This window comes from Thermococcus celericrescens, from assembly GCF_001484195.1.
GTDB lineage: Archaea > Methanobacteriota_B > Thermococci > Thermococcales > Thermococcaceae > Thermococcus > Thermococcus celericrescens.
Map to the genome: position 1 here is coordinate 1 of NZ_LLYW01000007.1, position 23,616 is coordinate 23,616.

Sequence of the window (23,616 nt, forward strand, 5' to 3'; positions counted from 1 at the left end):
TATTCTCCCCTTGAATTGAATTTCGAGGCGTTTGAACTTTTCGAGGCCTTTGAGGATTAGTTTGTTTCCTTCAATTTTGTATTGGTCGTTTCTGAGGACTATTAAGCCTTCTCCCTTGATGTAGTTTGGTGGTTTGGGTTTGAGCCAGTTGGGGGGTTCTCCGTTCCGCGTGTTCCTTAAGAGTGAGAAGAAGCTTCTCCAGCTTTCGGCGTTCTTCCTGCAGATTTGTTGAACTGTTGCCGAGCCTATTTCGGATTTGAATGTTTCTCTTGGGTTTTTGAGGGTTGAGTTTTACCGTTATTGACCGCTTCATTCTAAAGTATGGTAATGTTTTTTAGGCTTTAAAATAGTTTTGCTTTCCTGTTTAAAGGCTGTTGGGCGGTTTACTGCATCCCCACCCTAAAGGACGAGGCCTTCAGAAGAAAAAAGTAACTCCATGAAATTCCCAAGAATCCTCGTTCCTCTTTTTGCTTTTGTGTGGGAATTAATACCTCTCTTTGAAATTCATGTTAGGATACTATATTAAAGGCGGAATGGTTCATTTCGAGAACTGGACTGGCCCCGCCGGAGGTCCTACGCCTGTTGGTGGGCGTATTTCCCTTCTCCAATTTTCATTGTTCTGGTTCTTCTTCCCGCGCTCGTGCTCCTAGCTTCGTATATTTTCCACAGGGATTTATCGGTTAGAAATTTTGGCATCTCCATGTTGTTTTCACTATTGGTTGCTACCATAGCACCAGTTTTCATACTTGACCTCTCCATCGATTTTATTCTCCTCATACTTGTGTCCTTGAGCGATGGAATCTTTCTCGGAAAGGACATGGGGGTAGGGCAATTCTTGCCTTTGAAGGATTTTTACTGGGGCTGGTGGTTATATGGGTAATATCTGCTCAATTCCACGGTGCGTGCTAGAGATACCCAATGGGGTGAAGTCCATGAAAGCAGGTGATGTAAGATCGTTATCTGGCGTGGCTGTTTCATAGATGGTTAGAAGTGTGAAGTTTTGGTGTTTTTTGTCTTGCCGTAATTTTTAAATAGTTTTGAGGTGGATTTTGTTGTGATGGGCAGTCCTTGATATGTGGGGTTGTTAAGCCTGAATGGAGGCTGCTGAAAAGCCTGAAGATGTGGGGAGTTTCCGTTCCCCCCGAAAGCCAGCCTATGAAGAGGGGAGGCTGGAAGGTTAGTCGTAACGGGGTTTACAAACTTTACGCAAGTTACGGCTAACCAGAACGGGTAGTTGGGAAAGACAAGTGGGAAAAAGTGCTACTCAGTATTGCGGGCTTTCTACCAAGCCTTATAATAGGCATGATAATAGCGGCTGAACTCACAGCCGTATGGTGTTAATAGGTGGTGAGTGAACCCATGAAGCTTCGCTCGCTCCTTTATCTTTTCCTTTTTCCAACATGGGAGGTCCTGCTCATGATTTTACTCCCTTCGGGATACTACGTCGGGGCTTCTTGCCTTCAGACTCATCCCTATCCAATCTGCGGCTTCCACTTTCGCCCATCAGCAACTTTCGTTCTCCTCGTGACGGCACCGTTTCTAATCTCAATTATCCTCGGCCTCTGGAAGAAATGGGACGAGCTCGTAGCATTTGGGATCCCTTCGCTTGCCGTTGTCTTGGTAACGCTTCTTCTCCTGTACCTCTTCGAAGAGTCATGGATTTCCTTTTTTCGTGCCTGTAATAGTCCCGGTGGTCCTGTATAGCCTCCCATGTATAAGACTGGACAGCCCTATAAAAAGAGCGGAAAGGCTGGTATGGATAGCCACGTCACTCATAGTCTCGTTTATCCTCTGCATTATGGTGTGGAATGGCATATCAATAATGGTATGAGGCAGAATATCTATCTCAATTTAGAAGGTGGCAAACCATGAAAACCCGAAGAACTCTCTTCCATCTTTTTGTCCTTGCCTCATCAACGGCGTGGGAGCTTTTCCTCGCATACAACGCACCCCGGCTGGACGACTACTACATCAAAGGCGGAATGATTCATCTGAGCAGTGGAGTCATCAAATGCTGGGGGGAGTACTCACCATCATTAACTTTTGTCATTTTCGTTCTCCTCCCCGCTCTCGTCTTGCTCGCCCTGTCTCTCCTCTTCAAGAAAGCCACCCTAAAGAAATCGGGTCTCGCGATTGGAGTGCCCGTTCTGTTGGTGGTTCTCGTCTCCCTCATAAACCCCGATAGTTCTCTCTTGGCCCTGCCCGTCATCTCCGTCGGCGTTGGTGCTGTGCTCGGGGAAGGAAAAGGAGAGAAGGCGTTGCTCGCTATCGAGGGCTTTTTGCCGGGTTTTGTTGTGCTTACGATAATACTCGGCGGGCTTGCGGTCAGTTGCTGATGGAAGGGGAAGCACCATGAGACGAGTCATGCCATTCCTGCTCCCCATCGTCGAGTTCGCACTTGCCTTTGCCGTCCCGCGAGAGGACTACGTGAAGGCCCTCTGCTGGTCGAGAAGCCCTCCCGCCTGTTCCTTTGAGTTCTCTCCCTCCCCGGTCTTCTTCTTAGCCGTTGCGCTTCCCTTCGTCCTTCTCACGGTTCTCTCGCTCTGGAGAAACTGGAGGGAAACCGCCATTCTCTCGGGCTCCGCTGGAGTCGCCGTGCTAACCGGCACGGCGCTCTTGGCCGTCCACGAAGGAATCGCCCTGCCCACCGTTCTGCTCCTCATTCCCATCCTCCAGTGGGTTGGGGAGAGGGTTTTGAAAATACAGGTGAGGAGAACGGATAAAGCCCTCTGGACAGTCTCGGCCGTTCTGAGCTTCCTTGCGGTCTGGATTGTGGTTCGCATGGGGCTCGCGGTTAGTGTGTGAGAAAAAAGAGGTGGGGGCTCACTCCTCCCCAAAAATCCTCTCGACGAACCACTTCTCGTCGAAGGGCTTGAGGTCGTCGTAGCCCTGGCCGACGCCGACGAAGAGTATCGGCGCGCCGATGGCGTGGCTTATGCTCAGCGCCGCACCGCCGCGGGCGTCGGCGTCCAGCTTGGTGAGAATTACTCCGTCGATCTTCACCGCCTCGTTGAACTGCTTCGCCTGCTCGACGACGGAGTTGCCGGCGAGGCTGTCGCCGACGAATATCACCAGGTCGGGCTTGGTTACGCGCGCTATCTTCTTCATCTCGTCCATGAGGTTTCTGTTCAGCTCGTTTCTGCCTGCTGTGTCTATAAGGACGACGTCCAGCCCCCTCGCCTTTGCGTGCTGGATCGCGTCGTAGGCGACGGCAGCAGGGTCGGCACCGTAGGAGTGCTTGATGACCTTAACCCCGACGCGCTTTGCGTGCTCCTCGACCTGCTCTATCGCCCCTGCACGGAAGGTGTCGCTGGCAGCTATGACAACGCTTAAACCGTTCTTCTTGAGCCAGTGGGCGAGCTTGGCTATGGTCGTTGTCTTCCCGGAGCCGTTGAAGCCCACGAAGGCTATGACGAAGGGCTTCTCCTCCTTAGACTTTATCAGCTCAAGAAGGTCTATCTTCTTCTCCGGTGTCAGGACCTCAAGAACGGCCTCACGAACGGCCTCTTCAACCAGTGCCTTCTTGTTCGTACCTATCTTGACCTTCTGGCCGACGAGCTTCTCCTTTATCCTCTCCTTGAGCTCCTCGACGGTTTCAAGTGCCACGTCCGCCTCAAGGAGCTCTATTTCCAGGTCCCAGAGCGCATTTTCCACGTCCTTCTCGCTTATTTCAGTTTGGGCAACCCTCTCCACAAATGAGCCTAATTTCTCCTTGAGCCTTCCCAGCATCTTTACCACCTGATGAGCGAGCAACTTAAGCCTATATAATTATTATGAAGTGCCCTCGGCGATAGCTGGTGTCATCACACCTCAGACCCGAAGCCACTCGTCATCGGGCGGGAGTGTCTCCTCCCCGGGGTTTATAAACCGTACGTGCCCGTTCAGTACCTCCTGACGTAGGTTTTGCTCTCGACTATTCGCCCGTCCTCCAGACGCATCACATCGACCCTTTCGAACCCGACGGTTTCCCTCTTGTATGCGATTAGATAGTCAATGAAGTCCTTGATTCTGTAGCGCGTTATCGAATCCTTCACGTACTTATGTTCGTACAGCAGAATGAGCTTGTCCCTGTGCTCTCCCAGCCACTTCTGGAGCCTTTCCCTCTCAGCCTTCGAGCGCGAGAGGGGGTTGATTATCAGGTACACATCGAAGTCGTCACTCTCAAACGGTGGGCCGATGTAGACGTCACCGTTCACCTGGAATGGAATGTATTCAGCAAGCACGCGCCTGCCATCCTTGCTCCAGGCATTGATGTATATTTTCGCAAGCCTCTTCCCGTCTCCAGTTATTAAAATGGCTCCCGAGTTCAGTTCGGCTATTTTCTTCAGCATGGTCATCACAAAAAACTTTTACTCTGAGGTTAAAATTCTTTCTCAAATTTTCGGCTTCCTGGGGACCATAAAGTATATATTGCGCTTTACGGGTATACCTTTGAAAACTCGCGGGGTGTTAGCATGAAGAAGCTGTTTAGCTTGTTTTTAATTGGCATCTTGGCTCTCGGTGTAGTGGCCAGCGGCTGCATAAGCGGCGGGGAAGAAAAAACCGGAATAAACATCCTCTACACGTACACCGGTTCATTCGGAGACCCTGCTAAGGGGAAGCAGGCGGCGCAGGCCCAGCTCCAGCAGGGCGCCTGGGTCATCTACCAGGTCGCTGGCGGTACCGGTCTCGGTGTCTTCGAGGCCGTCGGTGACTACCTGGAGGCCAACGACAAGAAGATGGGTCCTCCGTTCGCGCTAGGTGTTGACTCTGCCCAGGACTGGATTAAGCCGGGCGTTATAATAGCGAGCATGATGAAGCGTGTTGACGTTGGTGTTTACAACGCCGTCAAGCAGGCCGAGGAGAACCAGTTCAGGGGTGGTGTCGTCGAGCTCGGCCTCAAGGAGGGCGGTGTTAAGCTCTCAACGATAGAAGACGTCAAGGCCATGTTTGACTCCCTCCCGGCCGACGTCAAGGAGAAGAAGCTCCAGGACCTCGGCTTCGAGAGCGAGGACGAGCTCATACAGTTCCTTGAGCAGACCAGAAATCAGGTTCCAGACTGGATCTGGGGGGCCGTTGACGACCTCCAGAACCAGATAGTCAACGGACAGATAATCGTTCCGAAGGCCACCTCCAAGGACCAGATTGAGCTCCTCAGGAAGGCCGACGACTGGAAGGCCATGGAGGAATACGCCAAGAACTGGAGTGCGAGCGAACCCAAGCCCGAAACTTACTTCAACGAGAGCCTCAACAGCAGACAGAATACGAAAAAGATAGCCATCGTCTACGACGTCGGCGGCAGGGGTGACCTCAGCTTCAACGACATGGCCTACATGGGTGCCGAGAGGGCCGCCAAGGAGTTTGGCCTTGACCTCATCGAGCTCCAGAGCAACAGCGAGAACGACTACCTGCCGAACCTCAGGAGCCTCGCCAAGACCGGTGAGTACGACATCATAATCGCGGTTGGATTCATGATGACCAACGCGGTTAAGCAGGTCGCCCAGGAGTATCCGGACCAGAGGTTCGTCATCATAGACGGTTACGACCCAGAGATGCCCCACAACGTCCAGATGGTTCTCTTCAAGGAAAACGAGGGTTCAACCCTTGCGGGTGCCCTCGCGGCGCTGATAGCTCTCAACGACAACAAGGACACCATCGGTATCGTCCTCGGTATGGAGATTCCGGTTCTCTACAAGTTCGAGGGCGGCTACCGCTTCGGCGCCTACTGGGCCCTTGACTACTACGAGAACAACAAGCAGTGATTCTTCTCCCCTCTTTTTGTTTCCCTTTTGGAGGTGATAGGGATGGAAGAGAAAACTCCAGTGCTTGAGATGCGGGACATCGTCAAGGTTTACCCCGACGGGACGAGGGCCCTCAAGGGGGTTACCCTCAAGGTTTACGAAGGCGAAATCCTCGGCCTCCTCGGCGAGAACGGTGCCGGAAAGACCACACTCATGAAGGTTCTCTTCGGAATGCTTAAGCCGACCAGGGGAAAAATCTTCCTCCGCGGAAAGGAGGTCCGCTTCAAAAGCCCAGAGGATGCCATAGCGAACGGAATAGGCATGGTCCACCAGCACTTTACCCTCGTTGAGGTCTTCAACGCTCTCGAGAACATAATCCTGGGAATGGAAGGTCACGGGCTATTCTCAAAGATAGACGTTGAGAACGCCAGAAAAGGGCTTCGGAAGCTCATGGACGAGCTGAACTTTCAGGTTCCGCTCGATGTGCCGGTTGAGAACCTCCCGGTTGGAGTTCAGCAGAGGATTGAAATCCTCAAGATGCTCTACCGCAACGTTGACGTACTCATCCTTGACGAGCCCACAGCGGTTCTCACCCCGATTGAGGTCAAGGAGCTCTTCACGGTTCTCAGAAAGCTCAAGGAGCAGGGGAAGACGATAATCTTCATCAGCCACAAGCTCAACGAGGTCATGGAGATAACAGACAGGGTGACGGTCATAAGGAAGGGAGAGGTCGTTGGAACGGTTAAGACGAGCGAGGCAACGCCACAGCTTCTTGCGAGGATGATGGTCGGAAGGGATGTTGTTCTGAGGATTGAGAAACCTCCCAAGGAGCCCGGCGAGGTTATCTTCCGCGTTGAGAACCTGTGGGTGAAAGGCGACAGGGGTGAGGACGCGGTTAGGGGGCTCACCTTTGAGGTTCGCGCTGGAGAGATATTCGGAATAGCCGGTGTCGAGGGCAACGGTCAGAGCGAGCTCATCGAAGCCATAACCGGGCTTAGGAAGGTGGAGAAGGGTACGGTTTACCTCAAAGGCATTGATATAACGGGCAAGAAGCCGAGGGAGCTCTACGACATGGGAGTGGCGCATATTCCAGAGGACAGAACGCACATGGGACTGATCCTTGATATGAGCGTGATGGAAAACTCCATACTGGGGATGCACTGGAGAAAGGAGTTCTCCAGGGGAGTCCTCCTCGACTGGGACAAAGTTGAAGAGCACGCGGAGAGGCTCATCAAGGAGTTCGAGGTCAGCGCGCCGGGAACGAGGGCCCCGGTGAAGAGCCTGAGCGGAGGAAACCAGCAGAAGCTCATAGCGGCGAGGGAGGTCAGCAAGAGGCCGGATTTCATCATAGCGGCACAGCCGACGAGGGGTGTTGATGTTGCATCGACGGAGTACATCAGGAACTACCTCGTGAGGCTCAGGAACGAGGGCAAGGCCGTTCTGCTCGTCTCGGCTGACCTCGACGAGGTTCTGCAGCTCAGCGACAGGATGGCGATAATGTACGAGGGCCAGTTCATGGGGATAGTCAAGCCGGACGAGGTAACCGAGGAGCAGATCGGACTCATGATGGGAGGTGTTAAGGCATGAGCCTCCAGGGTGATCTTAGGGGTTACGTCAAGCCCATTGCCGAGAGCGTGCTCGCGATACTTATAGGCGCGTTCATAGGTGCACTCGTGCTGTGGTTCAGCGGCTACAGCCCAACCTCGGCCTATTACTGGCTGATAATGGGTTCCCTCGGTTCGACCGATGGGATAGCCGAAACCCTCAGCAAGTCCGCCCCGCTGATACTGACCGCCCTCACCTTCGCCATCGGGGCAAGAACGGGCTTATTCAACATCGGTGCCGAGGGAACGGTTTACTTCGGTGCGATAGCGGCTATAATAGTCACCCAGTACCTCCAGAACCCTATAGCGGGCCTCCTCGCGGGACTGCTCATTGGAGCCCTGTGGGCCTTCCCGGCGGCCGTTCTCAAGGTCTACCGGGGAGTGCACGAGGTCATCTCGACCATCATGTTCAACTGGATTGCCTTCTTCCTAGTGAGCTGGCTCGCCGTGAGCGTCTACTACAACCCCAAGGACCCCAACAGCACACTTTCAATTCCACCGGGCGCGAGGCTTCCCCTCCTCGTAAAGAGCACGAGCCTTTCATGGGCCTTTATCATAGCAATCCTCTCCGCTGTGGTCATCTTCATCGTCATGTGGCACACCAAACTTGGATACGAGCTCAGAACCAGCGGTCAGAACCCGAGGGCGGCGGAATACGGCGGAATCAACCCCAAACGCTCGGCGATATGGTCCTTCGTCATAGGCGGAATGACGGCCGGACTGGCCGGGGCCGGAATAGTCATGGGGACACCGCCGAGCTACGCGATAACCCAGGGACTGGCCAACGTCTACGGCTACGGTTTCGACGGAATAGGCGTCTCCCTCGTCGGCAGGAACCACCCGCTCGGCATAATCTTCGCGGGAATACTCTTCGGCGCGCTGAGTGCAGGGGCAACCGCGATGCAACAGTTCGCGGGCGTTCCCCTTGAGATGGTCAAGGTCATCGAGGGAATCATCATCATAGCCGTCGCCGTGCCCGGCCTGCTGGACATATTCTCAAAGCTCCTCAGGAGGGGTGAGGCATGAACGAGACGATGGTGATCAGCCTGCTCCTCGGCTCGCTGGCGGCGATGGTTCCAATAGCCCTCACGAGCATCGGTGCGGTGATAAGCGAAAGGGCAGGAGTGGTTAACATCGGCTACGAGGGAATCCTGATGTTCTCGGCGTTCTTCGGGGCAATCTTCGCGGAGATGGCAGGCAACGGATGGGTTGGACTGCTTGGCGGGGCCTTCGTCGGCCTGCTCTTCGGCGCCCTTCACGGCGTCCTGACGGTATACCTCAAGGGCGACCATGTCATTCCTGGTATAGGCCTCAACCTCCTCGGTCTTGGTGCCGTTGCCTTCGGAATAAGGGCCTACTGGGGAACCGCCGGCCAGCACCAGGTTCCAAGCAACGCCCAGATTAGTCCGCTGTGGATGGACGCCTTTGGAAACTCGCTCAGCCCCATGGTGCCGATAACGATAGCGATAGCCATCATAGCCTGGTGGGTGCTCTTCAAGACGCCCTTCGGACTGAGGATAAGGGCTGTCGGTGAGAACCCAGAGGCGGCAGACGCGCTCGGAATAAACGTTGAGCTCTACCGCTTCACGGCTGTACTGATAGCGAGCGCTTTGGCGGGCGTTGCAGGGGCATACCTGAGCGTTGACTGGCTTGGAACGGTGACCAAGACGATTGCCGCGGGAAGGGGTTTCATAGCCCTCGCCAACATGGTCTTCAGCGGCTGGAACCCGGTTGTGGCACTTGGAGGAGCGTTCCTCTTCGGGTTCTTCGACAACTTCGCCATCTACATCCAGAACAACCCGTGGCTGGCTGGAACTATACCCTGGCAGTTCATAGCGACCCTTCCGTACGTCGTGACCCTGATAGTGGTCGCGGGCATCATCGGCAAGGCAAGGCCGCCGAAGTGGGACGGAAGGCCATACAAGAGGGAGTGACTCATTTTTTTCTCTGCTTTTTATTTGCCTCCACGATGGCAAAATACGGCCACAATGGGGAAAAGAAGGGCGATCATTTCTTGAGTATGACCCCCAGGGCGACGCCAAGGACGATGCCGACGACCAGGGAGAGCGCCACGTACCTTTCCACGTCGTCCCTCTGGACCGGCAGGATTTCTCCCGGCCTGCCGCCGAGGGCCTTAACCACCGCCGCGCTGTTCTCAATTAGAACCTCCGTGTAGGGCCTGTCGCTCCAGAAGACCGTTATCTCGGCGAAGGGCTTTCCGCTCTTGGCGGCGAGCTCCTTCGCCGCGTCCTTCATCTGGTCGGGGCTGTCGAGGGCGTAGACGATGATGTCTGCTTTCCTCGCTGTTGGAACCAGGTCGTCCACCCCGATTGCGGGCACTTCCTCCTCGGGCTTTATCGACGCTACCGCCTTTATCCCGAGCCACTCAATCGCGTACTGGTCTGAGGGCATCTGAATTACAGCGGTGTGATTCTTGCCCGCGAGGGCTTGGTATGCTTCGACAATGGCATTTACCCTTTCTTCAAAGCTCCTGTATTCTGACTCATAGACGTCTGAGTGTACCGGATCAACGCTTTCAAGAGCCTTTTCCGTCGCCTTAGCCACGGCCAGCGCGTTGGTGGGATCGAGCCATATCCCGTGGGGGTTGTCCTTATCGTTGTACCAGTGTTCGGGGAGATAGCGGAAGCCCTCGCGCTTGTAGTCATCGAGGAAAAGCGCCTCCCCAGTTATTGTTCCCTCCTCCTTCAGCTCGGCTATCTTCTTCTCCACGGGCAGGTGGCCGCCGGTGGTTACTATCACGTCGGCTTTCCTCAGGAGTTCGATCTGGCTCGCGGTCAGCTGGTACTCGTGGGGATCCGCGCCGGGGGGAATTATGTAAACCACATCCACGGAGTCCCCGAAGGCGTCCTGAACTATTGAGGCAATCGGGGCTATGCTGGTAACTATGAGGGGTTTTCCTGACGAGGCTCCGGCGAAGGGGATGAGCCCGGCCGCCGCGGTTAGTAAGATGAGTGTGATAATCAATCCTCTCGCCCTCATTTTCGGTCACCCGAATTCCCTATCTTCCGGTTGGGCTTTAAAAGCTGTCGGAAGCTTTAAATATCCTCCGCCGAAATACCACCGGGTGTCGTGATGAAGCGACTGTGGGCTTTAATAATCCTCACGCTCTTCATCGGAGCGGCCGCGCCGCAGGTGACTGGCTACAATGTGACCGAACGGGTGGGCGTCGAGATAAGCCCCAACTCGGAGCTGCTGAGCGTGGTCTACTACCTCGCCTTTGGCCGGAGCGATCCCTTCGTCATAAACCGCGACGGCTACCTCGATGAAGTTGATTCGTACTTCGCCTCTTACAGGAACCACCGCGCGGTTCAGATGCTGCGGGAGCACCTTGAAAACACCTCTTCCATCTCGGAGAGGGACCTTAGGCTGTACTACACCGAATACTACCTCCTTCTCTGCACGGAACCGCCTGAGCTCCAGCCCTGGGGAAACATCGGCGACCCCTGGACACTCGACTTCATCGAGGCTTTGAGAGACTTCGCCAGGGAGAGCGACTTCATGACCTTTTACAGAACCCACCAGGATTACTACTGGGAGGACCTCGGGATATACGAGAACGCCCTCTCGCTTCTCCCGATGGATGAATTCATGGGCCGCTACACCGACGTTTCCAACGTTCGCTTCGAGTTCCTGCACCCGTTCCTGGTGGCAATACACGGCCACAGCTTCAACCCAGTCAGGGACGGCGTCCAGATATACGGGGCCGGGGGAATGGTGCCGCTCGTGAGGCGCGACCCCCAGAGGACGGCCTGGAGCTACAAGACGGCGAGGGACACGATGTTCGGCCTGCCCCTTAACATGGACTACGTGAACAACACGGGCCTCGACGAGCTTATCTACCTGGGCTTCGTCTACCACGAGCTTGGCCACGACATTACCCTGCCCGGCCTCTACGCCAACTACGGCGACGCCTACGCGCTGGCCTACCTGGAGGAGGCCATAGAGGGGGACATGCCCTACCTCGCGCGCTACGACATTCACTTCTGGGACAGGACGGGCATGATATACGAGGGCTTCGCCGACGGCTGGCTGGACTTCGCGCTCTCCAACGTGGACCCCGACTACGCGGCTCTGGCGGTGTGGCTCCAGAGGGCCTGGGGCGAGTTCTGGATAGACGAGGTGCTCCAGCTCTACGGCAAGTACGCGGCAATGAGCGTCCAGAACTCCGTTCCCCTTGACGACTACGTGGACGAGATGCTCGTGGATCTGAGAACCCTGATTCCCCCTGAGAATGCCGGGAAGCTCTACAGCGAGCGCGTCCCGGTGACCCCGCTGAGGGCCTTCGACAGGGGTGCGGTGGAAGGTAGGGTGGTGGTAGTTTACGGAACCCAGAACCCCGACCCCTCGGGGGTCGAGAGGGACAGGGAGACGGCCGAGGCCATAGCAGAGAACCTCAGGGTCTTTTACTCCCAGTGGGACGGGACGGTGGAGGTTTCGGTCAAGGCGGACGTGAACGTCACCGACGAGGACATGGGATTGAACCTGGTGCTGGTCGGAGGGCCTTACTCAAACTCGCTCGTCGATGAGCTGGACGAGGGCTTTCCGCTTCGCTTTGTGCCCGTGGGAGACGACCACTGGGTTCTCGAGAGGAACCCCGACTGGGAGGTCTACTCCTACGTTCTAACCAGTAATGAGGAAGACCCCGTTATCACGGGAGAACTCGGCAACATCACGGGAACCGCCGTGATAATGGCCGTGAGGAACCCTTACAACCAGGGAAACTACATCGTCTGGGTGGCTGGGGAGAACAGGAACCTGACGGCCCTCTTCCAGAACCCGACGTACTACCTCAGCAGCTACGAAATATGGAGTGAAAAGGGAATAGAAATGGGGTTCTACGTTCAGCCTGAGGCTTCAGGAACCTCGTGATTCTCTCCCTTCTTCCCGTTTCCGTTGCTCCTGATGTGGGGCTTTCCGATAGCTATTGTGAAGCCCTTGAAGCTGTCGTCCTTCCTGTTGAACTCTATCGCCAGCGGAAGACCGTTGTCCTCGTTGAAGACGATCCTCACGATGCGGGCGCGGGAGTGGTCGTTGAGGTAGTCCTCTTTGAGACCGTCGTAGTTCTCGAGCACCTCGTCTATGCTCTCGCTGTGCATTTCATAGATTTCCCTGGCGTAAACGCTGTGGTTCCTGATTTCCTGAACCTTCTTTTCCCGGTCCAATCTATCACACCCTCAGGCTTTGCGCCAGGCTCCCTCGCGGAACTTAAAAACTTTCCTGCGCTCCGCCATTCTGAGGGCTTCCTCAAGCTTGCCCTTCGGGACTTCCATCCCGTGGAGCTCCTTGAACAGGTCGATGATTTCATCGGTGGTTAAGGCTTCCTTCTCCTCAAGGAGGTTGCCAACGAGGTTAATCATGTCCTCAACGAAGTTCCACGGGAAGACTATCCACGCCCAATCGATCTCCTCGCCGTAGTAGTCAGGCTTGAAGCGCGAACCCCTGATGGTGAGGAGCGTGGCGACCCTTATCTCGGCCGGCCCCTTGCCCTCGATGTAGTTCTTGGCGAGCGTCAGGCTCTCACCCGTGTCGCTGATGTCGTCGACGATGAGAACCTTCTTGCCGCTCAGGTCGTAGCTGGTGCCGTACTTGAGCTTGGCCTTGCCGTCGGGGGTTGCGGTAACGCCCCAGTGTTCGACCTTAAGGCTGACGAGGTCTTTGACGCCGAGGTAGTCGCAGTAGAGCCTCGCTGCAACCCAGCCTCCTCTGGCGAGTCCGACTATAACATCCGGTCTCCATCCGTCCTCCAGAATCTTCCAGGCACCTTCCTTTGCCCACCTTTCTATGTCGTCCCAAGAAGCGAGATAAGCCGGAAACTTCTTCATTGGATTTCCCTTAATTGAGCGGAGGGAAGGGTGTATTTAAGTGTTTTGCTCTGGGGCCTTGATTGAAAGATGACAAAAATGTGGGAAATTAGACTTTAACCCTCTTCCAAACCGTTCCCTGCGGGGTGTCCTCGAGCTGAATGCCCATCTCCCTGAGCTCTGCCCTTATTCTGTCGGCCAAAGCAAAGTTGCGCTCCTTCCTGAGCTGGGCGCGGACGTCAATGAGGAGCTGGATAAGGGCCTCCTCCTCGCCCGCCCTCTGCTGCCTGAAGTAGTCCTCGAAGATGCCGAAGACCTCGCTTACAATCCTGAAGAACTCCAGCGCCTTGCGGAGGATGCTCTCCTTCGGCTTTTCAACCTTCGTTAGATACCTGTTGACCGCGTTGCTCGCCTCGAACACCGCCTTTAAAGCTTCGGCAGTGTTGAAGTCGTCGTCCATGGCGCTGTAGAACTTCTCCCTCGCGTTTCTTATCGCCTCGTAGGCCTCGAACTCTTCCTGGCCCCACTTGAATGCTATATCGGCCCGCTCCATGGCCACGCGGATGTTCTCGAGGGTGTTGTAGAGCCTCTCAAGGTTGTTCTTGGCGTGCTCCATGCCCTCCTCAGTGTAGTCGAGCGGTGAGCGGTAGTGCCTCTGGAGGATGAAGAGCCTTATAACCTCTGGGTCGTAGCGCTCCAGCATTTCTCTGATAGTCACGAAGTTGCCGAGGCTCTTGCTCATCTTCTCCCCGTTCACCATCAGGAAGCCGGTGTGGAGCCAATACTTGACCCACTCGTGCCCTGTGCAGGCTTCGGTCTGGGCTATCTCGTTCTCGTGGTGCGGGAAGATTAGATCGTTGCCGCCGCCGTGGATGTCAAAGCTCTCGCCGAGGTACTTGGTGCTCATCGTGGAGCACTCGATATGCCAGCCCGGCCTTCCCTCCCCCCAGGGGCTTTCCCATTTGGGCTCTCCGGGCTTCGCCTTCTTCCAGAGGGCGAAGTCCTCGGGATTCTTCTTGCCCTCGCCGGGCTCGACGCGTGCTCCCTTCCTGAGCTCCTCGAGCTTTATCCCGCTCAGCTTTCCGTAGTCCTTAAACCTCTGAACCTCAAAGTACACGCCGTCGCTTCCCTCGTAGGCGTAGCCCTTCTCCTGGAGCTTCCTCACGAACTCTATAATGTCGTCCATGTGCTCTGTGACGCGCGGATAGACGTCGGCGGGCTTGACCTTCAGGGCCTTCATGTCCTCAAGGAAGAGGCGGAGGAACCTCTCGGCAAGCTCCCTCGGATCCTCGCCGGTTTCATTCGCCCTGCGGATGATTTTATCGTCGATGTCGGTGAAGTTCATAACCATGAGAACGCTGTAGCCGCGGTGCTCAAGGTATCTCCGGATAACGTCGAAGGCCACGTAGGTTCTGGCGTGGCCGAGGTGAGTGTAATCGTAAACCGTTGGCCCACAGACGTACATCCTGACCTCCCCGTCTCTCAAAGGCCTGAACTCCTCCTTCTGCTTTGTCAGGGTGTTGTACACTCTTATGGCCATCTTCTCACCACCGGGGGAACTTCGCGAAGCCCTTTTATTAGGTTATCGCCTTCATTATGGCCAGATTTGTGTACGCGGCCCGCTCTTTTTTGGAAGTCGGGAGGTGTGTGTGCACAGCCACCGGCAAAAGCTTAAAAAGTAACCCTTTCAATCCGGGGTAGAGCAGGAAAAAGGAGGTTACGATGATGAAGGTTCAGAAGGGAGACGTCATAAGGCTTCACTACACCGGAAAGGTCAAGGAGACCGGCGAGGTCTTTGACACCACCTACGAGGAGGTTGCCAAGGAAGCCGGAATCTACAACGAGAACGGTATTTACGGCCCGGTTCCGATAGCCGTCGGCGCCGGTCACGTTCTCAGCGGCCTCGACGAGCAGCTTGAGGGCCTCGAGGTCGGAAAGAAGTATGAGATAATAGTTCCGCCCGAGAAGGGCTTTGGAAAGCGCGACCCCAAGCTCATCAAGACCTTCACCCTCGGCCAGTTCAGGAGGCAGGGCATCTACCCGTTCCCGGGAATGCCCATTGAGATCGAGACCGAGGGCGGCAGGAAGCTCAAGGGCCGCGTCCTCACCGTCAGCGGTGGCCGCGTGAGGGTTGATTTCAACCACCCCTACGCCGGCAAGCACCTCATCTACGAGGCAGAGGTTGTTGAGAAGATTGAGGATCCGATAGAGAAGGTCAAGGCCCTGATAGAGCTCCGCATGCCCCGGGTGGACACCGGAAAGGTCATCATCGAGGTTGGCGAGAAGGACGTTACCGTGGACTTCAGCAACGCTGGGCTTGACAGGAACACCCTTGTCCTCGGAGAGATACTCCTTGAGAGCGACCTCAAGTTCATCGGCTACGAGGAGGTCAACTTCAAGCCGGGCGTTGACGAGCTCCTCAAGCCGCCCGAGGAGAAGAGCGAGGAAGTTGTGGAGCTCGAGGAAGAGGTCAGCGAGCCCCTCGTTGAGAAGACCGAGGAGGGCGAGACCAAGGTCGAGGAAAAGGAGGTAGCGGAGGCCGAGGAACCCTCCAGTGAAAAGGCCGAGGAGACCGAGGCGGCCGAGAAGAAGGAAGAGACCGAGAAGAAGACCAAAAAGAAGACCACCCGGAAGAGCACCTCCAGAAAGAGCACCAAGGGCAGGAAGACCAGGAGAACGACGACCAAGAAGACCACCAGCAAGAAGAAGACCAAGGCGGCCGAGGAGAAGAAGGGCGAGTCCACGGCCGAGGACTCGGAGTGAGGTTTTTAATCCCTTCTTTTTATATCTATTCTGGTGTGGTGCATGGTCAGCGAGGAGAGGCTTAGGATACTGCTGGAAGACCTCGGCTCAAAATTCGTTAAAGATGACGTTCCAAAGATTCGGAGTGCGTTGCTGGCCCTTCGTAAGGTGAGTGAAATCCCGGTCTCCCGTCTCAACCCTTCGACGGGGTATCATCCGGTGGTGATTTTCAAGAGGAGATTCGGAAGGATTCAAAAGGAGGTTCCCGTCTCCATCGTGGACCTGAAGGTTCTCAACAGATACAACATGCCCGGATGGCGGAGGGAGATTGAATTTTGGCTTGATAATGATGTGGCCCTTCAGGACAGCATCATGGGAATAGAGGCCCTCATGATAGGCGACCCCAGACAGCTGAACAGGCTGGGCGATGTCCTTCGTCGGATTCTTCAGCAGATGAACTACCGTCCGCGGAGGCTGATTCTCTTCTACAGCACAATCTACATGGACTTTGGAGCGGACAGGTACATTCAGATGGGCCTCCGCGGGGGAGACATGGAGCTGACGCTGATAAATATGAAATTAAGCGAGGCATCCAGCTACCTCGGAAGGGCCATAACAGGTATAGACTCCTCGTTCGGCAACAAGAACATGGAGTTCTATAAGCTGCTTTTTGCATACGCGACTGAAACACGGAGCTCTTTTGACTGGTTTTTCCACAGATACATATACCCCCGGCTAAATCCGGAGCAGAAGGAGTTCTTTGAGGAGATGCAGGACTACAGGAACTTCCTCACCCTCCTCTACTCCTACATGAACCGTCTCAACAAGGACCGGATTGGAACGGAGGTTGGCATAAGGGTCATCAGAAGGGCCAATCCAAAGAGACCGCTTGAAATAGGCATAGTGTTCACGAACCGGGGCATAGAGATAAGGAGGTACGCAAACAACGTCCAGATAAGCTTCATGGTGTGAGTGTCACTATGAAACTCAGACGCAACCCGTACGTTCTCTATGCACTCTCAATACCATTTATCCTCGCAGTCCGCTACAGCGGCGGCGGGCTCTTCCTCTGGGCGGGCTACAACCTCCTGTTCTACTTTGCCCTCCCCCTAGTCTTGGCGTATGCCCTAGGCTTCGAACGGGGGGAGCTGGGGGTTCAGGCGGGCAGGCTTTCTGAGTATCGGTGGGCCCTTTTCCTTTTCATTGCCACCATCCCGCTGAGCCTCTACGGCACGACAATCCCGTCGATGAAGGAGTACTATCCAATATTTGAATACTCGGGACCGCTTGATTTCATCGTCAAGGAGCTGGCCGTTGGGGTCATAATGTTCGCCCACGAGGCGTTTTACAGGGGAATACTACTCTTTCCCCTTGCGAAGAGGAACGAGTGGCTCGGGATTCTGGCGCAGGATGTTCCCTACGCCCTCGTCCACGTTGGAAAGCCAGGCATAGAGGTTCCCTATTCGTTCGTGGCGGGAATAGTCTTCGCCAAGCTCGACCTTCGGGCCGAGAGCTTTCTCCCCAGCTTTCTCCTTCACTGGCTCGGCTCGGTGCTCTTCGACGTCCTATGTGTCCTCCTATAGGCGAAATGGATATTAGGGATCAGTCCCAAGAGACCTTATGCTCGGCGCCGAAGTGTACCTGAAGGGCCGGTACTGGGAGGTTGATCTCCTGCGCGGTATCGGAATAACGATGATGGTGGTCTCAAACTTTGTCACAGACCTCTGGCTCTTCCTCAACTACTCCGGGCACCGTACGTTCTGGTTTTCCTTCGCGGTTGCCACCGCCTCGATATTCGTCTTCACATCGGGTCTCTCATTCTGGATAAGCTATTCCCGAACGGTAAAGAGAAACCCCCAACCATACAGGAAGTATTTCCGACGCTTTCTCAAGCTCTTCGGCCTTGGTATGCTCATAACCCTCGTCACCTCCCTTCTCCCGGGCGAAATGACGATTCATTTTGGAATCCTCCACTTCCTCGGCGTGGCTACCCTGCTGGCGGTTCCTTTCTATCGCTTTAGCAGGAAGAACGTCTTTTGGGCCTTCTTTTTCCTCTTCGGCCACCTCCTGGTAAGCAACCTCCACGACGGCCTCTGGCTCCTCCCCCTGGGCATTACGCCCGAGAACTACTTCGCCCCCGATTATTTCCCGATTTTTCCCTGGTTCGGGGTGTACCTCCTGGGAATGACCGCTGGGAGCGTTTTCTACCCCGGAGGAACAAGAAAAATGCATCTTTCCCTGCCGCAGAGTCCCGCGATCCACTTCATAACCTTCGCGGGCAGGCACACGCTGGTTATTTACCTCCTCCACCAGCCGGTTCTCGTGGGCCTGCTTAGACTTATCCACGGTCCGATTCCGGGGCTTCCAATATAACCGGAAAATTTAAAAGGTCAGTTCCAACTTTAAATCGTATGAGAGTGGAAATCAGAGCCGTGCTAGATGATGACAACCCACAAGAGTGTATAAAGAAGGCCGCACTGGAGGCCATCGTGGACGAGGCGACGAGGGACGAGAACGATTTCGTGGGAAAGCTCTTCTCACCGGGCCTAGGCTACCGGCTTAGGGAATGTGCCAAGCCTAAGGCGGAGGTCGAGTTCTCCCTCGGTAGGTGGGTCGTGGTGAAGGGCCGGGCCGATTACCTCGGCTTCGTTGAGGGCCTGCTCTGCCTCCTCGCGTGGATTGACGGAAGGTTCAGAGACGCGCAGGAGATAGCCAACATCACAGGTGTAAAGCTCTCTGGCAGAGTCAGAGGAGGAAGGCTCGTTCACGAGTTCGGTACTGGAGATAGGACGGCCTTTGAGGTCAAGGATGGCGTTCTCGTTGCGGTTGGAGACGGTGATAGAAGAGAAATCCCAGTCAGCGGGGTGCAGAAGGAGATAATGGACTTTCTCCTCGGGCCGTTTCCGTGGGATATGGAAGAGCTGTGGGAAAGGTACTCTCCACTGGGACTGGAGCGGGAGTTCCTGCGCAATACAGCCCCGGTCAGGCTTCTCCTCAAGGTGGTCGGCTATGAAAGTAAACTGGAAGTTTGGGATTGACAGGGGGACACTCCTTTATAATCTTAAGGGACTCCTGGAGAGTGGGGACATTGAATATTACCGCTCATCGATTTTGCAGGATAGGGATTACATTCTGATCGGCAGAGAAGTGCCCCTCTTCTCGGCAGACTGCGGCATTCTGAGAGCCACTGAGGAGATGGCGGCCTTCAATTTCTCCCTCCTTGGAATTAGTGGCTCCGCCGAACCAATCGAACTCCGGACGGGGCGCGTTGATGATTCACCCTACCTCCGCGCCCTCACAGGGGGAAACCTAGAGCCGTTCTTCGACGAGCATTCGGTACTTGACCTCGGCTCCTACGATCCCTTCATAGGCCTCCATCTTGTTCCGGACGGTGAGAGAATCCACGTCCTCTCGCTGGAATGGTACGGCCCGCACCAGTGGGTGTACGATGAAGTTCCGGTCGATGAGTGGCTCGACAGCACGGTTAGATTCATCGCAATGGCAGTTAGAGATATGGAGGCAATGAGGGAAACCCTCCTCCGTTTCGGCTACTCAAACTACCCCCGGATTCTCGGCCGGGCCAAAGCTTTACTGCGCCTCCTGCTTGACGCTCACCCGGTCGACATCGATGCCTTACCCCCTGCCTACGCCCCCTGGGAGGTGGAGGAGATTTCTCGGCTGACTTCAATGCTCCTTGCCAGGGACAGCGTTGATGGTGCGCTGGAGGTGATATCAACTCTCAGGAATCCAAACCATTTCCTCACGGCGGTCTTTGAGATAGGCTCCGAAGTGCCATTCAGTGTGGTGGAGGAGTTCTACCGCAGTTTGCCCATGGAATACAGGGGGAAAGCTATGGCACATCTGGTTTACAGGATTACCTGGGGAGGACTCTACGACGAGGGGCTGAAACTGGCGGAGGAAATCGGAAGCGATGAGGCGTACCATTCCGCCGCCATAGCGCTTATTAACTCCGGACTTCACGAGGCCGCTCTGAGAACGGCGGAAAGAATCGAAAACCGGTGGCGCAGGGGAAAGGTTCTCCTCAAAATTTATTTCGAGCGGCCGGAGCTGGCTGAGGAGATAAAGGAGAGAGCGCCGGAGCACGTGAGGGTCTTCATCGAGGAGAGGGAGAAAGTAGAACCTTGACCCTCTCCACCACCTCCTGCGCGTCCCTTCCAAAGATTAGGGCCATTGGCTCCTTGCCCCAGTCCCCGAGGTGGTATATTACGTCGGGCCTTTTTTCTGCCCTTCTTACGGCAGTTTCTATGCCCCATTCCATCGTTCCTCTCTTGGCCCTCTTTACCTCCTCAGGCTCCTCCCGCCTGTCGTAGAAGGAAACCGCTAGGCCGAGCTTTTTAGCCCGCGCTATCAGCCCTTCCGAATAGCGCAGGTTCAGGACGGCCCGGACTTCTGGGTAGAACTCGCGCATCTTAAGCAAAGCCCTCTTCAAGTGGTCGCTGGCGTTAAGTTCCACCGGGCCAACGGGCTTAACCGTTTTCCCGTAGCGGACGATTCTGCCCTTGACGGCGAAGACCTCGCCGAGGGGGGTTGCCAAGGCGAAGTTCGTCCCGACTTCTGGAACGTGAGGGTTGAGCCTCTCACCGAGCTTCACCAGCTCTTCAATGGCCTTCTCAAGCTCTTCCCTCGCCCTCCAGCGGTAAGTGTCCCTCTGGAGCTTCCAGAGTGGATTGACTGCCTTTGCTTCGGCCTTTGAGAACCCTATGGCGCCTTCGACGAAGCTCTTAGCATTTTTCACTGCCTCTGGAAGCTCAAACTCCTTCGCCAGAAAAGCGGCCAAGGCCGAGGAGAATGCACAGCCCGTCCCATGGGTGAAGCCCCCAACCCTTTCCCCGGGAAACTTGAAGAACTCTCCCCGCCAGTAGAGGAGATCGGTTAGGTTCAGGTGGCCGCCTTTGACGATTACCGCCTCAGCTTTCAGAGTTTGGGCGATGAACCTGGCGGATTCCTTCATATCCTCGAGGGAGTGGATTTTAAGACCGCTTAGAGCTTCGGCCTCCGGGACGTTTGGGGTAACTATTGAGCCCTCCACGAGGACCTTGAGCGACTCAATGTCGTCAATGAGTCTCTCACCGGTGCTCGAAGCCATCACTGGGTCGAAGACCCTTGTTAAGCCCTCCGTCTCCTTGGCGACGACCTTGGCTATCTCCCCGCTCCCAAGCATGCCCACTTTGACTGCCTTGATATCGAAATGCCCCCTAACGGCCCGTATCTGCTCCCGTACTACCTCAGGGGGGAGGGGGTGATAGTCCTTCACTTCCCCCGGGTTCTGGTAGGTAACCGAAGTGAGAACCGGGAGCGGGTGCTCCTCTAAAGCCGAGACCGTCTCGATGTCCGCTTTTAGACCCGCTCCACCGCCGGTGTCGAGGCCCGCTATTATCAAGACGGCCATGTCAAACACCCCCAACAACGTTTTTCAGTTCTTGAGTGGCTTTTTTGACGTCGGGGCCACACATAACGGTGGAGATGACCGCCACGCCGTCCACACCCGTCTTCATGACCTCCCCCGCGTTCTCCTGGGTTATTCCCCCTATGGCAACCACAGGAATGCTGACCCTTTTGACTATCTCCCTGAGGCCCCCAAGCCCCAATACCCGGGCTTTCGGCTTTGTGGGGGTTGAAAAAACCGCCCCCGCTCCCAGATAATCGGCCCCAAGCTCTTCCGCCTTCAGGGCCTCATCCACACTGTAAACGGAGGCACCCACTATGAGGTTGGGCGCAACATTCTTTGCCACCTCTATTGGTATGTCTCCAGGCCCCAGCTGAACACCGTCCGCATCGAGGGCAATGGCCAGGTCTATCCTGTCGTCAACGAAGAAGAGGGCCCCATATTCCCGGGTCAGCTTTCTTATCTCCCTTCCCGCGAGATAGGCTTCCCTTGCGGTAACACTTTTTGCTCTGAGCTGGATTGATGTGGCGCCTCCTTCAAGGGCCTCCCTGACGCGCCGAACCTCCTCCCTATCCCCGCGGGCTGTAATAACATAAAGGCGGAGGGCCTTGCGGAGCCCCAACTCAAACCCCCCTTACCTTCGCCATCCTGACTACAGTCTCTGGGTCTATGGCGTAGAGGTAGTCGTAGAGCTTAACGTGGAACGTGCCCGGGTACTTGGCCTCGCTCGCAAGCTCCGCCGCGACCTCAAAGGTCACGAGGGCCGAGACCGCCGCCTTCAGGGGCTCCTCTACCGCAAGGAATGCCCCGGTGATAGCGGTTGCCATACACCCCGTTCCGGTGACATTCCCAAGGAGCTCATGGCCGTTTTCCACGACATAGGTCCTTTTTCCGTCGCTTACAAAGTCCACCGGACCTGTCACCGCCACGACCGTTCCGAACTCCCCGGCGGCCCTCTCGGCGAGCTGGCTCGCAGACTCAAGGGAGTATTCGGCGGAATCAACGCCCCTCGTCTTCCCGTGCTCTCCGAGGAGGGCAGAAATCTCCCCAAAATTTCCCCTGATAACGGAGATATCGCCCATCTCAAGGAGCTTCATGGCGGTTGATGTCCTCAGTTTCGTCGCCCCTGCTCCGACGGGGTCGAGCACAACGGGCTTTCCAAGCTCGGAAGCCGCTTTAACTGCTTTTTCCATCGAGGCTATCCAGGGGGGAGAGAGGGTGCCTATGTTTATCACAAGCGAATCCGCTATGGATACCATCTCCCCGACCTCTTCAAGGGCATGCGCCATAACCGGTGACGCCCCAAGGGCGAGGAGGGCGTTGGCGGTCTCGTTCATGACTACGTAGTTGGTGATGTTGTGGACGAGGGGCCTCTTCTCTCTCACTTTTCTGAGGGCGTCTCCAACCCACTCCATCTCAACCCCTCCCCAGCTTTTCGAGAATTTCGAAGGCCGCTTTCCTCCCGCTCAGGAACATGCCGCCGAATATCGGGCCCATTCTCGGGGCACCGCTTATTGCGTTTGCGGCCATTCCGGTGACGTAGAGGCCCGGGAAGATTTCCCGCGTGTGTTTAACGGTCAGCTCCTCCCCCTTCTCGGCCCACATCGGCCCCTCGCCGGGAACCTCAATGAGGCCCCTCTTAACGAGGTGCTGACTTATCTGCGCCCCGTGGCCCGTCGAATCGATTACAAACTTCGCCTCGACGGTGAGCGGGTCCACGTGGAGGCCCGTCATGAGAATCGGCGTCCAGTTGATTACAACCCCGGCCACGCGGTCGTCCTTCAGGACCAAATCCTCAACCTCAATCATGTTGAAGAAGCGCACGCCGGCTTTAACGGCCTGGCTCGCTATTGTGGTTGCGGTCTCTATCGCGTCTGCGACGTAGAGACCGTTTTTGAAGGGCTTGTACGTTATTCCAAACTCGTTGAGGATTTCTTTAGCTTCTTCCTGAACGACTATCCTGTTGAAGCCCATCGCACCGCCCCAAATTCCGCCGCCGATTGAGAGCTTCTTCTCGAATATCGCAACCTTTGCCCCGTTCTTGGCGAGGTAGTAGCCGGCGACCATTCCGGAGGGGCCCGCGCCGACTATCGCCACGTCAAGGCTCAAACTCTCAAGAAGCTCCTCCGTGTAGGCCTCTATTATCGCCCTGCTTATCTCCATCTCCCTCAGCATCTCCATCACCCAAAACCTTTTAAGCCGCACTCAAAACTAAGTTTTGAAATTTAAAAACTTTGTTATAAACGGGTTTTAAAAATCAGCTTTAGGCCATAAACCTACAGAAGGAGCTAAGAGGATCATAAAATCAAAAAGAGCGGAAA

General features: G+C 55.6%; 24 protein-coding genes and 1 pseudogene. 13 read left to right on the forward strand and 12 right to left on the reverse strand.

Translation table 11 applies throughout. The features are described 5' to 3' along the window. Together APY94_RS13580 and APY94_RS13120 are read right to left on the reverse strand one after the other, a co-directional pair. A pseudogene (locus APY94_RS13580) lies at window positions 1-270 on the reverse strand (RNA-guided endonuclease InsQ/TnpB family protein); the annotation flags it as partial. A gap of 303 nt (window positions 271-573) precedes the next feature. Continuing rightward, window positions 574-819, reverse strand: coding sequence for a hypothetical protein (locus APY94_RS13120; protein WP_157065441.1), 246 nt, complete (start codon window positions 817-819; stop codon window positions 574-576). 1,049 nt (window positions 820-1,868) lie between these two features. Between APY94_RS13120 and APY94_RS02285 the strand changes: the two genes are divergently transcribed. Continuing rightward, entirely contained in the window at window positions 1,869-2,336 is a 468-nt protein-coding gene (locus APY94_RS02285) for a hypothetical protein (RefSeq protein ID WP_058938102.1), read from the forward strand. A 16-nt stretch (window positions 2,337-2,352) separates the two neighbouring features. Then, the gene (locus tag APY94_RS02290) at window positions 2,353-2,805 is read left to right on the forward strand and encodes a hypothetical protein (RefSeq protein WP_157065442.1); all 453 of its coding nucleotides are present in this window, start codon (window positions 2,353-2,355) and stop codon (window positions 2,803-2,805) included. Window positions 2,806-2,823: 18 nt separating this feature from the next. Here the strand turns inward: APY94_RS02290 and ftsY are convergent, their stop codons facing one another. Both ftsY and APY94_RS02300 read right to left on the reverse strand, forming a co-directional pair. Next, window positions 2,824-3,729 (reverse strand): signal recognition particle-docking protein FtsY, encoded by a 906-nt coding sequence (ftsY, locus tag APY94_RS02295; protein WP_058938104.1) that lies wholly within the window; start codon window positions 3,727-3,729, stop codon window positions 2,824-2,826. 152 nt (window positions 3,730-3,881) lie between these two features. Further along, window positions 3,882-4,331, reverse strand: coding sequence for a hypothetical protein (locus tag APY94_RS02300; RefSeq protein ID WP_058938105.1), 450 nt, complete (start codon window positions 4,329-4,331; stop codon window positions 3,882-3,884). 123 nt (window positions 4,332-4,454) lie between these two features. On the opposite strand from APY94_RS02300, the gene APY94_RS13920 reads away from it, so the two are divergent. Genes APY94_RS13920 through APY94_RS02320 form a run of 4 tightly spaced genes read left to right on the forward strand, consistent with a single transcriptional unit; the run spans window position 4,455 to window position 9,258 of the window. Next, on the forward strand, window positions 4,455-5,741 hold the full coding sequence (locus APY94_RS13920) for a BMP family lipoprotein (protein WP_058938106.1): 1,287 nt from the start codon (window positions 4,455-4,457) through the stop codon (window positions 5,739-5,741). Between the two features lie 42 nt (window positions 5,742-5,783). After that, the gene (locus APY94_RS02310; RefSeq protein ID WP_058938107.1) at window positions 5,784-7,307 is read left to right on the forward strand and encodes an ABC transporter ATP-binding protein; all 1,524 of its coding nucleotides are present in this window, start codon (window positions 5,784-5,786) and stop codon (window positions 7,305-7,307) included. Then, window positions 7,304-8,350: an ABC transporter permease gene (locus APY94_RS02315; RefSeq protein ID WP_058938108.1), complete on the forward strand. Its 1,047-nt coding sequence runs from the start codon at window positions 7,304-7,306 to the stop codon at window positions 8,348-8,350. Before APY94_RS02310 ends, APY94_RS02315 begins: the two co-directional genes overlap by 4 nt. Further along, entirely contained in the window at window positions 8,347-9,258 is a 912-nt protein-coding gene (locus tag APY94_RS02320; protein WP_058938109.1) for an ABC transporter permease, read from the forward strand. The genes APY94_RS02315 and APY94_RS02320 overlap by 4 nt, the downstream gene beginning before the upstream one ends. A 73-nt stretch (window positions 9,259-9,331) precedes the next feature. On the opposite strand, the gene APY94_RS02325 is transcribed toward APY94_RS02320, so the two are convergent. After that, complete coding sequence (locus APY94_RS02325; RefSeq protein WP_058938110.1) at window positions 9,332-10,324, reverse strand: metal ABC transporter solute-binding protein, Zn/Mn family; 993 nt, start codon at window positions 10,322-10,324, stop codon at window positions 9,332-9,334. A gap of 93 nt (window positions 10,325-10,417) precedes the next feature. Between APY94_RS02325 and APY94_RS02330 the strand changes: the two genes are divergently transcribed. Next, entirely contained in the window at window positions 10,418-12,214 is a 1,797-nt protein-coding gene (locus tag APY94_RS02330; RefSeq protein ID WP_058938111.1) for a DUF4932 domain-containing protein, read from the forward strand. Here APY94_RS02330 and APY94_RS02335 read toward each other — a convergent pair. The 3 genes from APY94_RS02335 to cysS all read right to left on the reverse strand — a co-directional run bounded on the left by APY94_RS02335 (window position 12,187) and on the right by cysS (window position 14,686). Further along, window positions 12,187-12,507, reverse strand: a complete 321-nt coding sequence (locus APY94_RS02335; protein WP_058938112.1) for a hypothetical protein — start codon at window positions 12,505-12,507, stop codon at window positions 12,187-12,189. The two genes, APY94_RS02330 and APY94_RS02335, sit on opposite strands and share 28 nt — an antisense overlap. Before the next feature lie 12 nt (window positions 12,508-12,519). Further along, entirely contained in the window at window positions 12,520-13,167 is a 648-nt protein-coding gene (locus APY94_RS02340; RefSeq protein WP_058938113.1) for a phosphoribosyltransferase, read from the reverse strand. 88 nt (window positions 13,168-13,255) lie between these two features. Then, window positions 13,256-14,686, reverse strand: coding sequence for a cysteine--tRNA ligase (gene cysS / locus APY94_RS02345; RefSeq protein WP_058938114.1), 1,431 nt, complete (start codon window positions 14,684-14,686; stop codon window positions 13,256-13,258). A 182-nt stretch (window positions 14,687-14,868) separates the two neighbouring features. Between cysS and APY94_RS02350 the strand changes: the two genes are divergently transcribed. The 6 genes from APY94_RS02350 to APY94_RS02375 are packed head-to-tail and all read left to right on the forward strand — an operon-like array spanning window position 14,869 to window position 20,034. Then, window positions 14,869-15,909, forward strand: a complete 1,041-nt coding sequence (locus APY94_RS02350) for an FKBP-type peptidyl-prolyl cis-trans isomerase (protein ID WP_058938115.1) — start codon at window positions 14,869-14,871, stop codon at window positions 15,907-15,909. Window positions 15,910-15,951: 42 nt separating this feature from the next. Beyond that, complete coding sequence (locus APY94_RS02355) at window positions 15,952-16,860, forward strand: hypothetical protein (RefSeq protein ID WP_058938116.1); 909 nt, start codon at window positions 15,952-15,954, stop codon at window positions 16,858-16,860. 8 nt (window positions 16,861-16,868) lie between these two features. Next, a complete protein-coding gene (gene mrtA, locus APY94_RS02360; RefSeq protein ID WP_058938117.1) occupies window positions 16,869-17,471 on the forward strand; it encodes a CPBP family archaeomyxosortase MrtA in 603 nt (200 codons plus the stop codon). Between the two features lie 37 nt (window positions 17,472-17,508). Next, window positions 17,509-18,261: a heparan-alpha-glucosaminide N-acetyltransferase gene (locus APY94_RS02365; RefSeq protein ID WP_058938118.1), complete on the forward strand. Its 753-nt coding sequence runs from the start codon at window positions 17,509-17,511 to the stop codon at window positions 18,259-18,261. 38 nt (window positions 18,262-18,299) lie between these two features. After that, entirely contained in the window at window positions 18,300-18,926 is a 627-nt protein-coding gene (locus APY94_RS02370; protein ID WP_058938119.1) for a hypothetical protein, read from the forward strand. After that, on the forward strand, window positions 18,898-20,034 hold the full coding sequence (locus tag APY94_RS02375; protein ID WP_058938120.1) for a hypothetical protein: 1,137 nt from the start codon (window positions 18,898-18,900) through the stop codon (window positions 20,032-20,034). Before APY94_RS02370 ends, APY94_RS02375 begins: the two co-directional genes overlap by 29 nt. On the opposite strand, the gene thiD is transcribed toward APY94_RS02375, so the two are convergent. The 4 genes from thiD to APY94_RS02395 are packed head-to-tail and all read right to left on the reverse strand — an operon-like array spanning window position 20,003 to window position 23,470. Next, window positions 20,003-21,298, reverse strand: coding sequence for a bifunctional hydroxymethylpyrimidine kinase/phosphomethylpyrimidine kinase (gene thiD / locus APY94_RS02380; RefSeq protein ID WP_058938121.1), 1,296 nt, complete (start codon window positions 21,296-21,298; stop codon window positions 20,003-20,005). The two genes, APY94_RS02375 and thiD, sit on opposite strands and share 32 nt — an antisense overlap. Before the next feature lies 1 nt (window position 21,299). Further along, complete coding sequence (gene thiE, locus APY94_RS02385) at window positions 21,300-21,917, reverse strand: thiamine phosphate synthase (protein ID WP_058938122.1); 618 nt, start codon at window positions 21,915-21,917, stop codon at window positions 21,300-21,302. A 1-nt stretch (window position 21,918) separates the two neighbouring features. After that, the gene (gene thiM / locus APY94_RS02390; RefSeq protein WP_058938123.1) at window positions 21,919-22,710 is read right to left on the reverse strand and encodes a hydroxyethylthiazole kinase; all 792 of its coding nucleotides are present in this window, start codon (window positions 22,708-22,710) and stop codon (window positions 21,919-21,921) included. A 1-nt stretch (window position 22,711) separates the two neighbouring features. Further along, entirely contained in the window at window positions 22,712-23,470 is a 759-nt protein-coding gene (locus APY94_RS02395) for a sulfide-dependent adenosine diphosphate thiazole synthase (protein ID WP_058938124.1), read from the reverse strand. Window positions 23,471-23,616 lie beyond the last annotated feature (146 nt).

Excerpts from the sequence above, each read along its gene's own strand:
- APY94_RS02320 (WP_058938109.1), top strand. The coding sequence starts at position 8,347 with ATGAACGAGACGATGGTGATCAGCCTGCTCCTCGGCTCGCTGGCGGCG.
- mrtA (WP_058938117.1), top strand. The coding sequence starts at position 16,869 with ATGAAACTCAGACGCAACCCGTACGTTCTCTATGCACTCTCAATACCA.
- APY94_RS02370 (WP_058938119.1), top strand. The coding sequence starts at position 18,300 with ATGAGAGTGGAAATCAGAGCCGTGCTAGATGATGACAACCCACAAGAG.
- thiM (WP_058938123.1), bottom strand. The coding sequence starts at position 22,710 with ATGGAGTGGGTTGGAGACGCCCTCAGAAAAGTGAGAGAGAAGAGGCCC.
- APY94_RS02330 (WP_058938111.1), top strand. The coding sequence starts at position 10,418 with ATGAAGCGACTGTGGGCTTTAATAATCCTCACGCTCTTCATCGGAGCG.
- APY94_RS02340 (WP_058938113.1), bottom strand. The coding sequence starts at position 13,167 with ATGAAGAAGTTTCCGGCTTATCTCGCTTCTTGGGACGACATAGAAAGG.
- APY94_RS02375 (WP_058938120.1), top strand. The coding sequence starts at position 18,898 with ATGAAAGTAAACTGGAAGTTTGGGATTGACAGGGGGACACTCCTTTAT.
- APY94_RS02325 (WP_058938110.1), bottom strand. The coding sequence starts at position 10,324 with ATGAGGGCGAGAGGATTGATTATCACACTCATCTTACTAACCGCGGCG.
- APY94_RS02395 (WP_058938124.1), bottom strand. The coding sequence starts at position 23,470 with ATGCTGAGGGAGATGGAGATAAGCAGGGCGATAATAGAGGCCTACACG.
- APY94_RS02355 (WP_058938116.1), top strand. The coding sequence starts at position 15,952 with ATGGTCAGCGAGGAGAGGCTTAGGATACTGCTGGAAGACCTCGGCTCA.
- APY94_RS02315 (WP_058938108.1), top strand. The coding sequence starts at position 7,304 with ATGAGCCTCCAGGGTGATCTTAGGGGTTACGTCAAGCCCATTGCCGAG.
- cysS (WP_058938114.1), bottom strand. The coding sequence starts at position 14,686 with ATGGCCATAAGAGTGTACAACACCCTGACAAAGCAGAAGGAGGAGTTC.
- APY94_RS02350 (WP_058938115.1), top strand. The coding sequence starts at position 14,869 with ATGATGAAGGTTCAGAAGGGAGACGTCATAAGGCTTCACTACACCGGA.
- APY94_RS02285 (WP_058938102.1), top strand. The coding sequence starts at position 1,869 with ATGAAAACCCGAAGAACTCTCTTCCATCTTTTTGTCCTTGCCTCATCA.
- APY94_RS02300 (WP_058938105.1), bottom strand. The coding sequence starts at position 4,331 with ATGCTGAAGAAAATAGCCGAACTGAACTCGGGAGCCATTTTAATAACT.
- APY94_RS13120 (WP_157065441.1), bottom strand. The coding sequence starts at position 819 with ATGTCCTTTCCGAGAAAGATTCCATCGCTCAAGGACACAAGTATGAGG.
- thiD (WP_058938121.1), bottom strand. The coding sequence starts at position 21,298 with ATGGCCGTCTTGATAATAGCGGGCCTCGACACCGGCGGTGGAGCGGGT.
- APY94_RS02290 (WP_157065442.1), top strand. The coding sequence starts at position 2,353 with ATGAGACGAGTCATGCCATTCCTGCTCCCCATCGTCGAGTTCGCACTT.
- APY94_RS02365 (WP_058938118.1), top strand. The coding sequence starts at position 17,509 with ATGCTCGGCGCCGAAGTGTACCTGAAGGGCCGGTACTGGGAGGTTGAT.
- APY94_RS13920 (WP_058938106.1), top strand. The coding sequence starts at position 4,455 with ATGAAGAAGCTGTTTAGCTTGTTTTTAATTGGCATCTTGGCTCTCGGT.
- APY94_RS02310 (WP_058938107.1), top strand. The coding sequence starts at position 5,784 with ATGGAAGAGAAAACTCCAGTGCTTGAGATGCGGGACATCGTCAAGGTT.
- ftsY (WP_058938104.1), bottom strand. The coding sequence starts at position 3,729 with ATGCTGGGAAGGCTCAAGGAGAAATTAGGCTCATTTGTGGAGAGGGTT.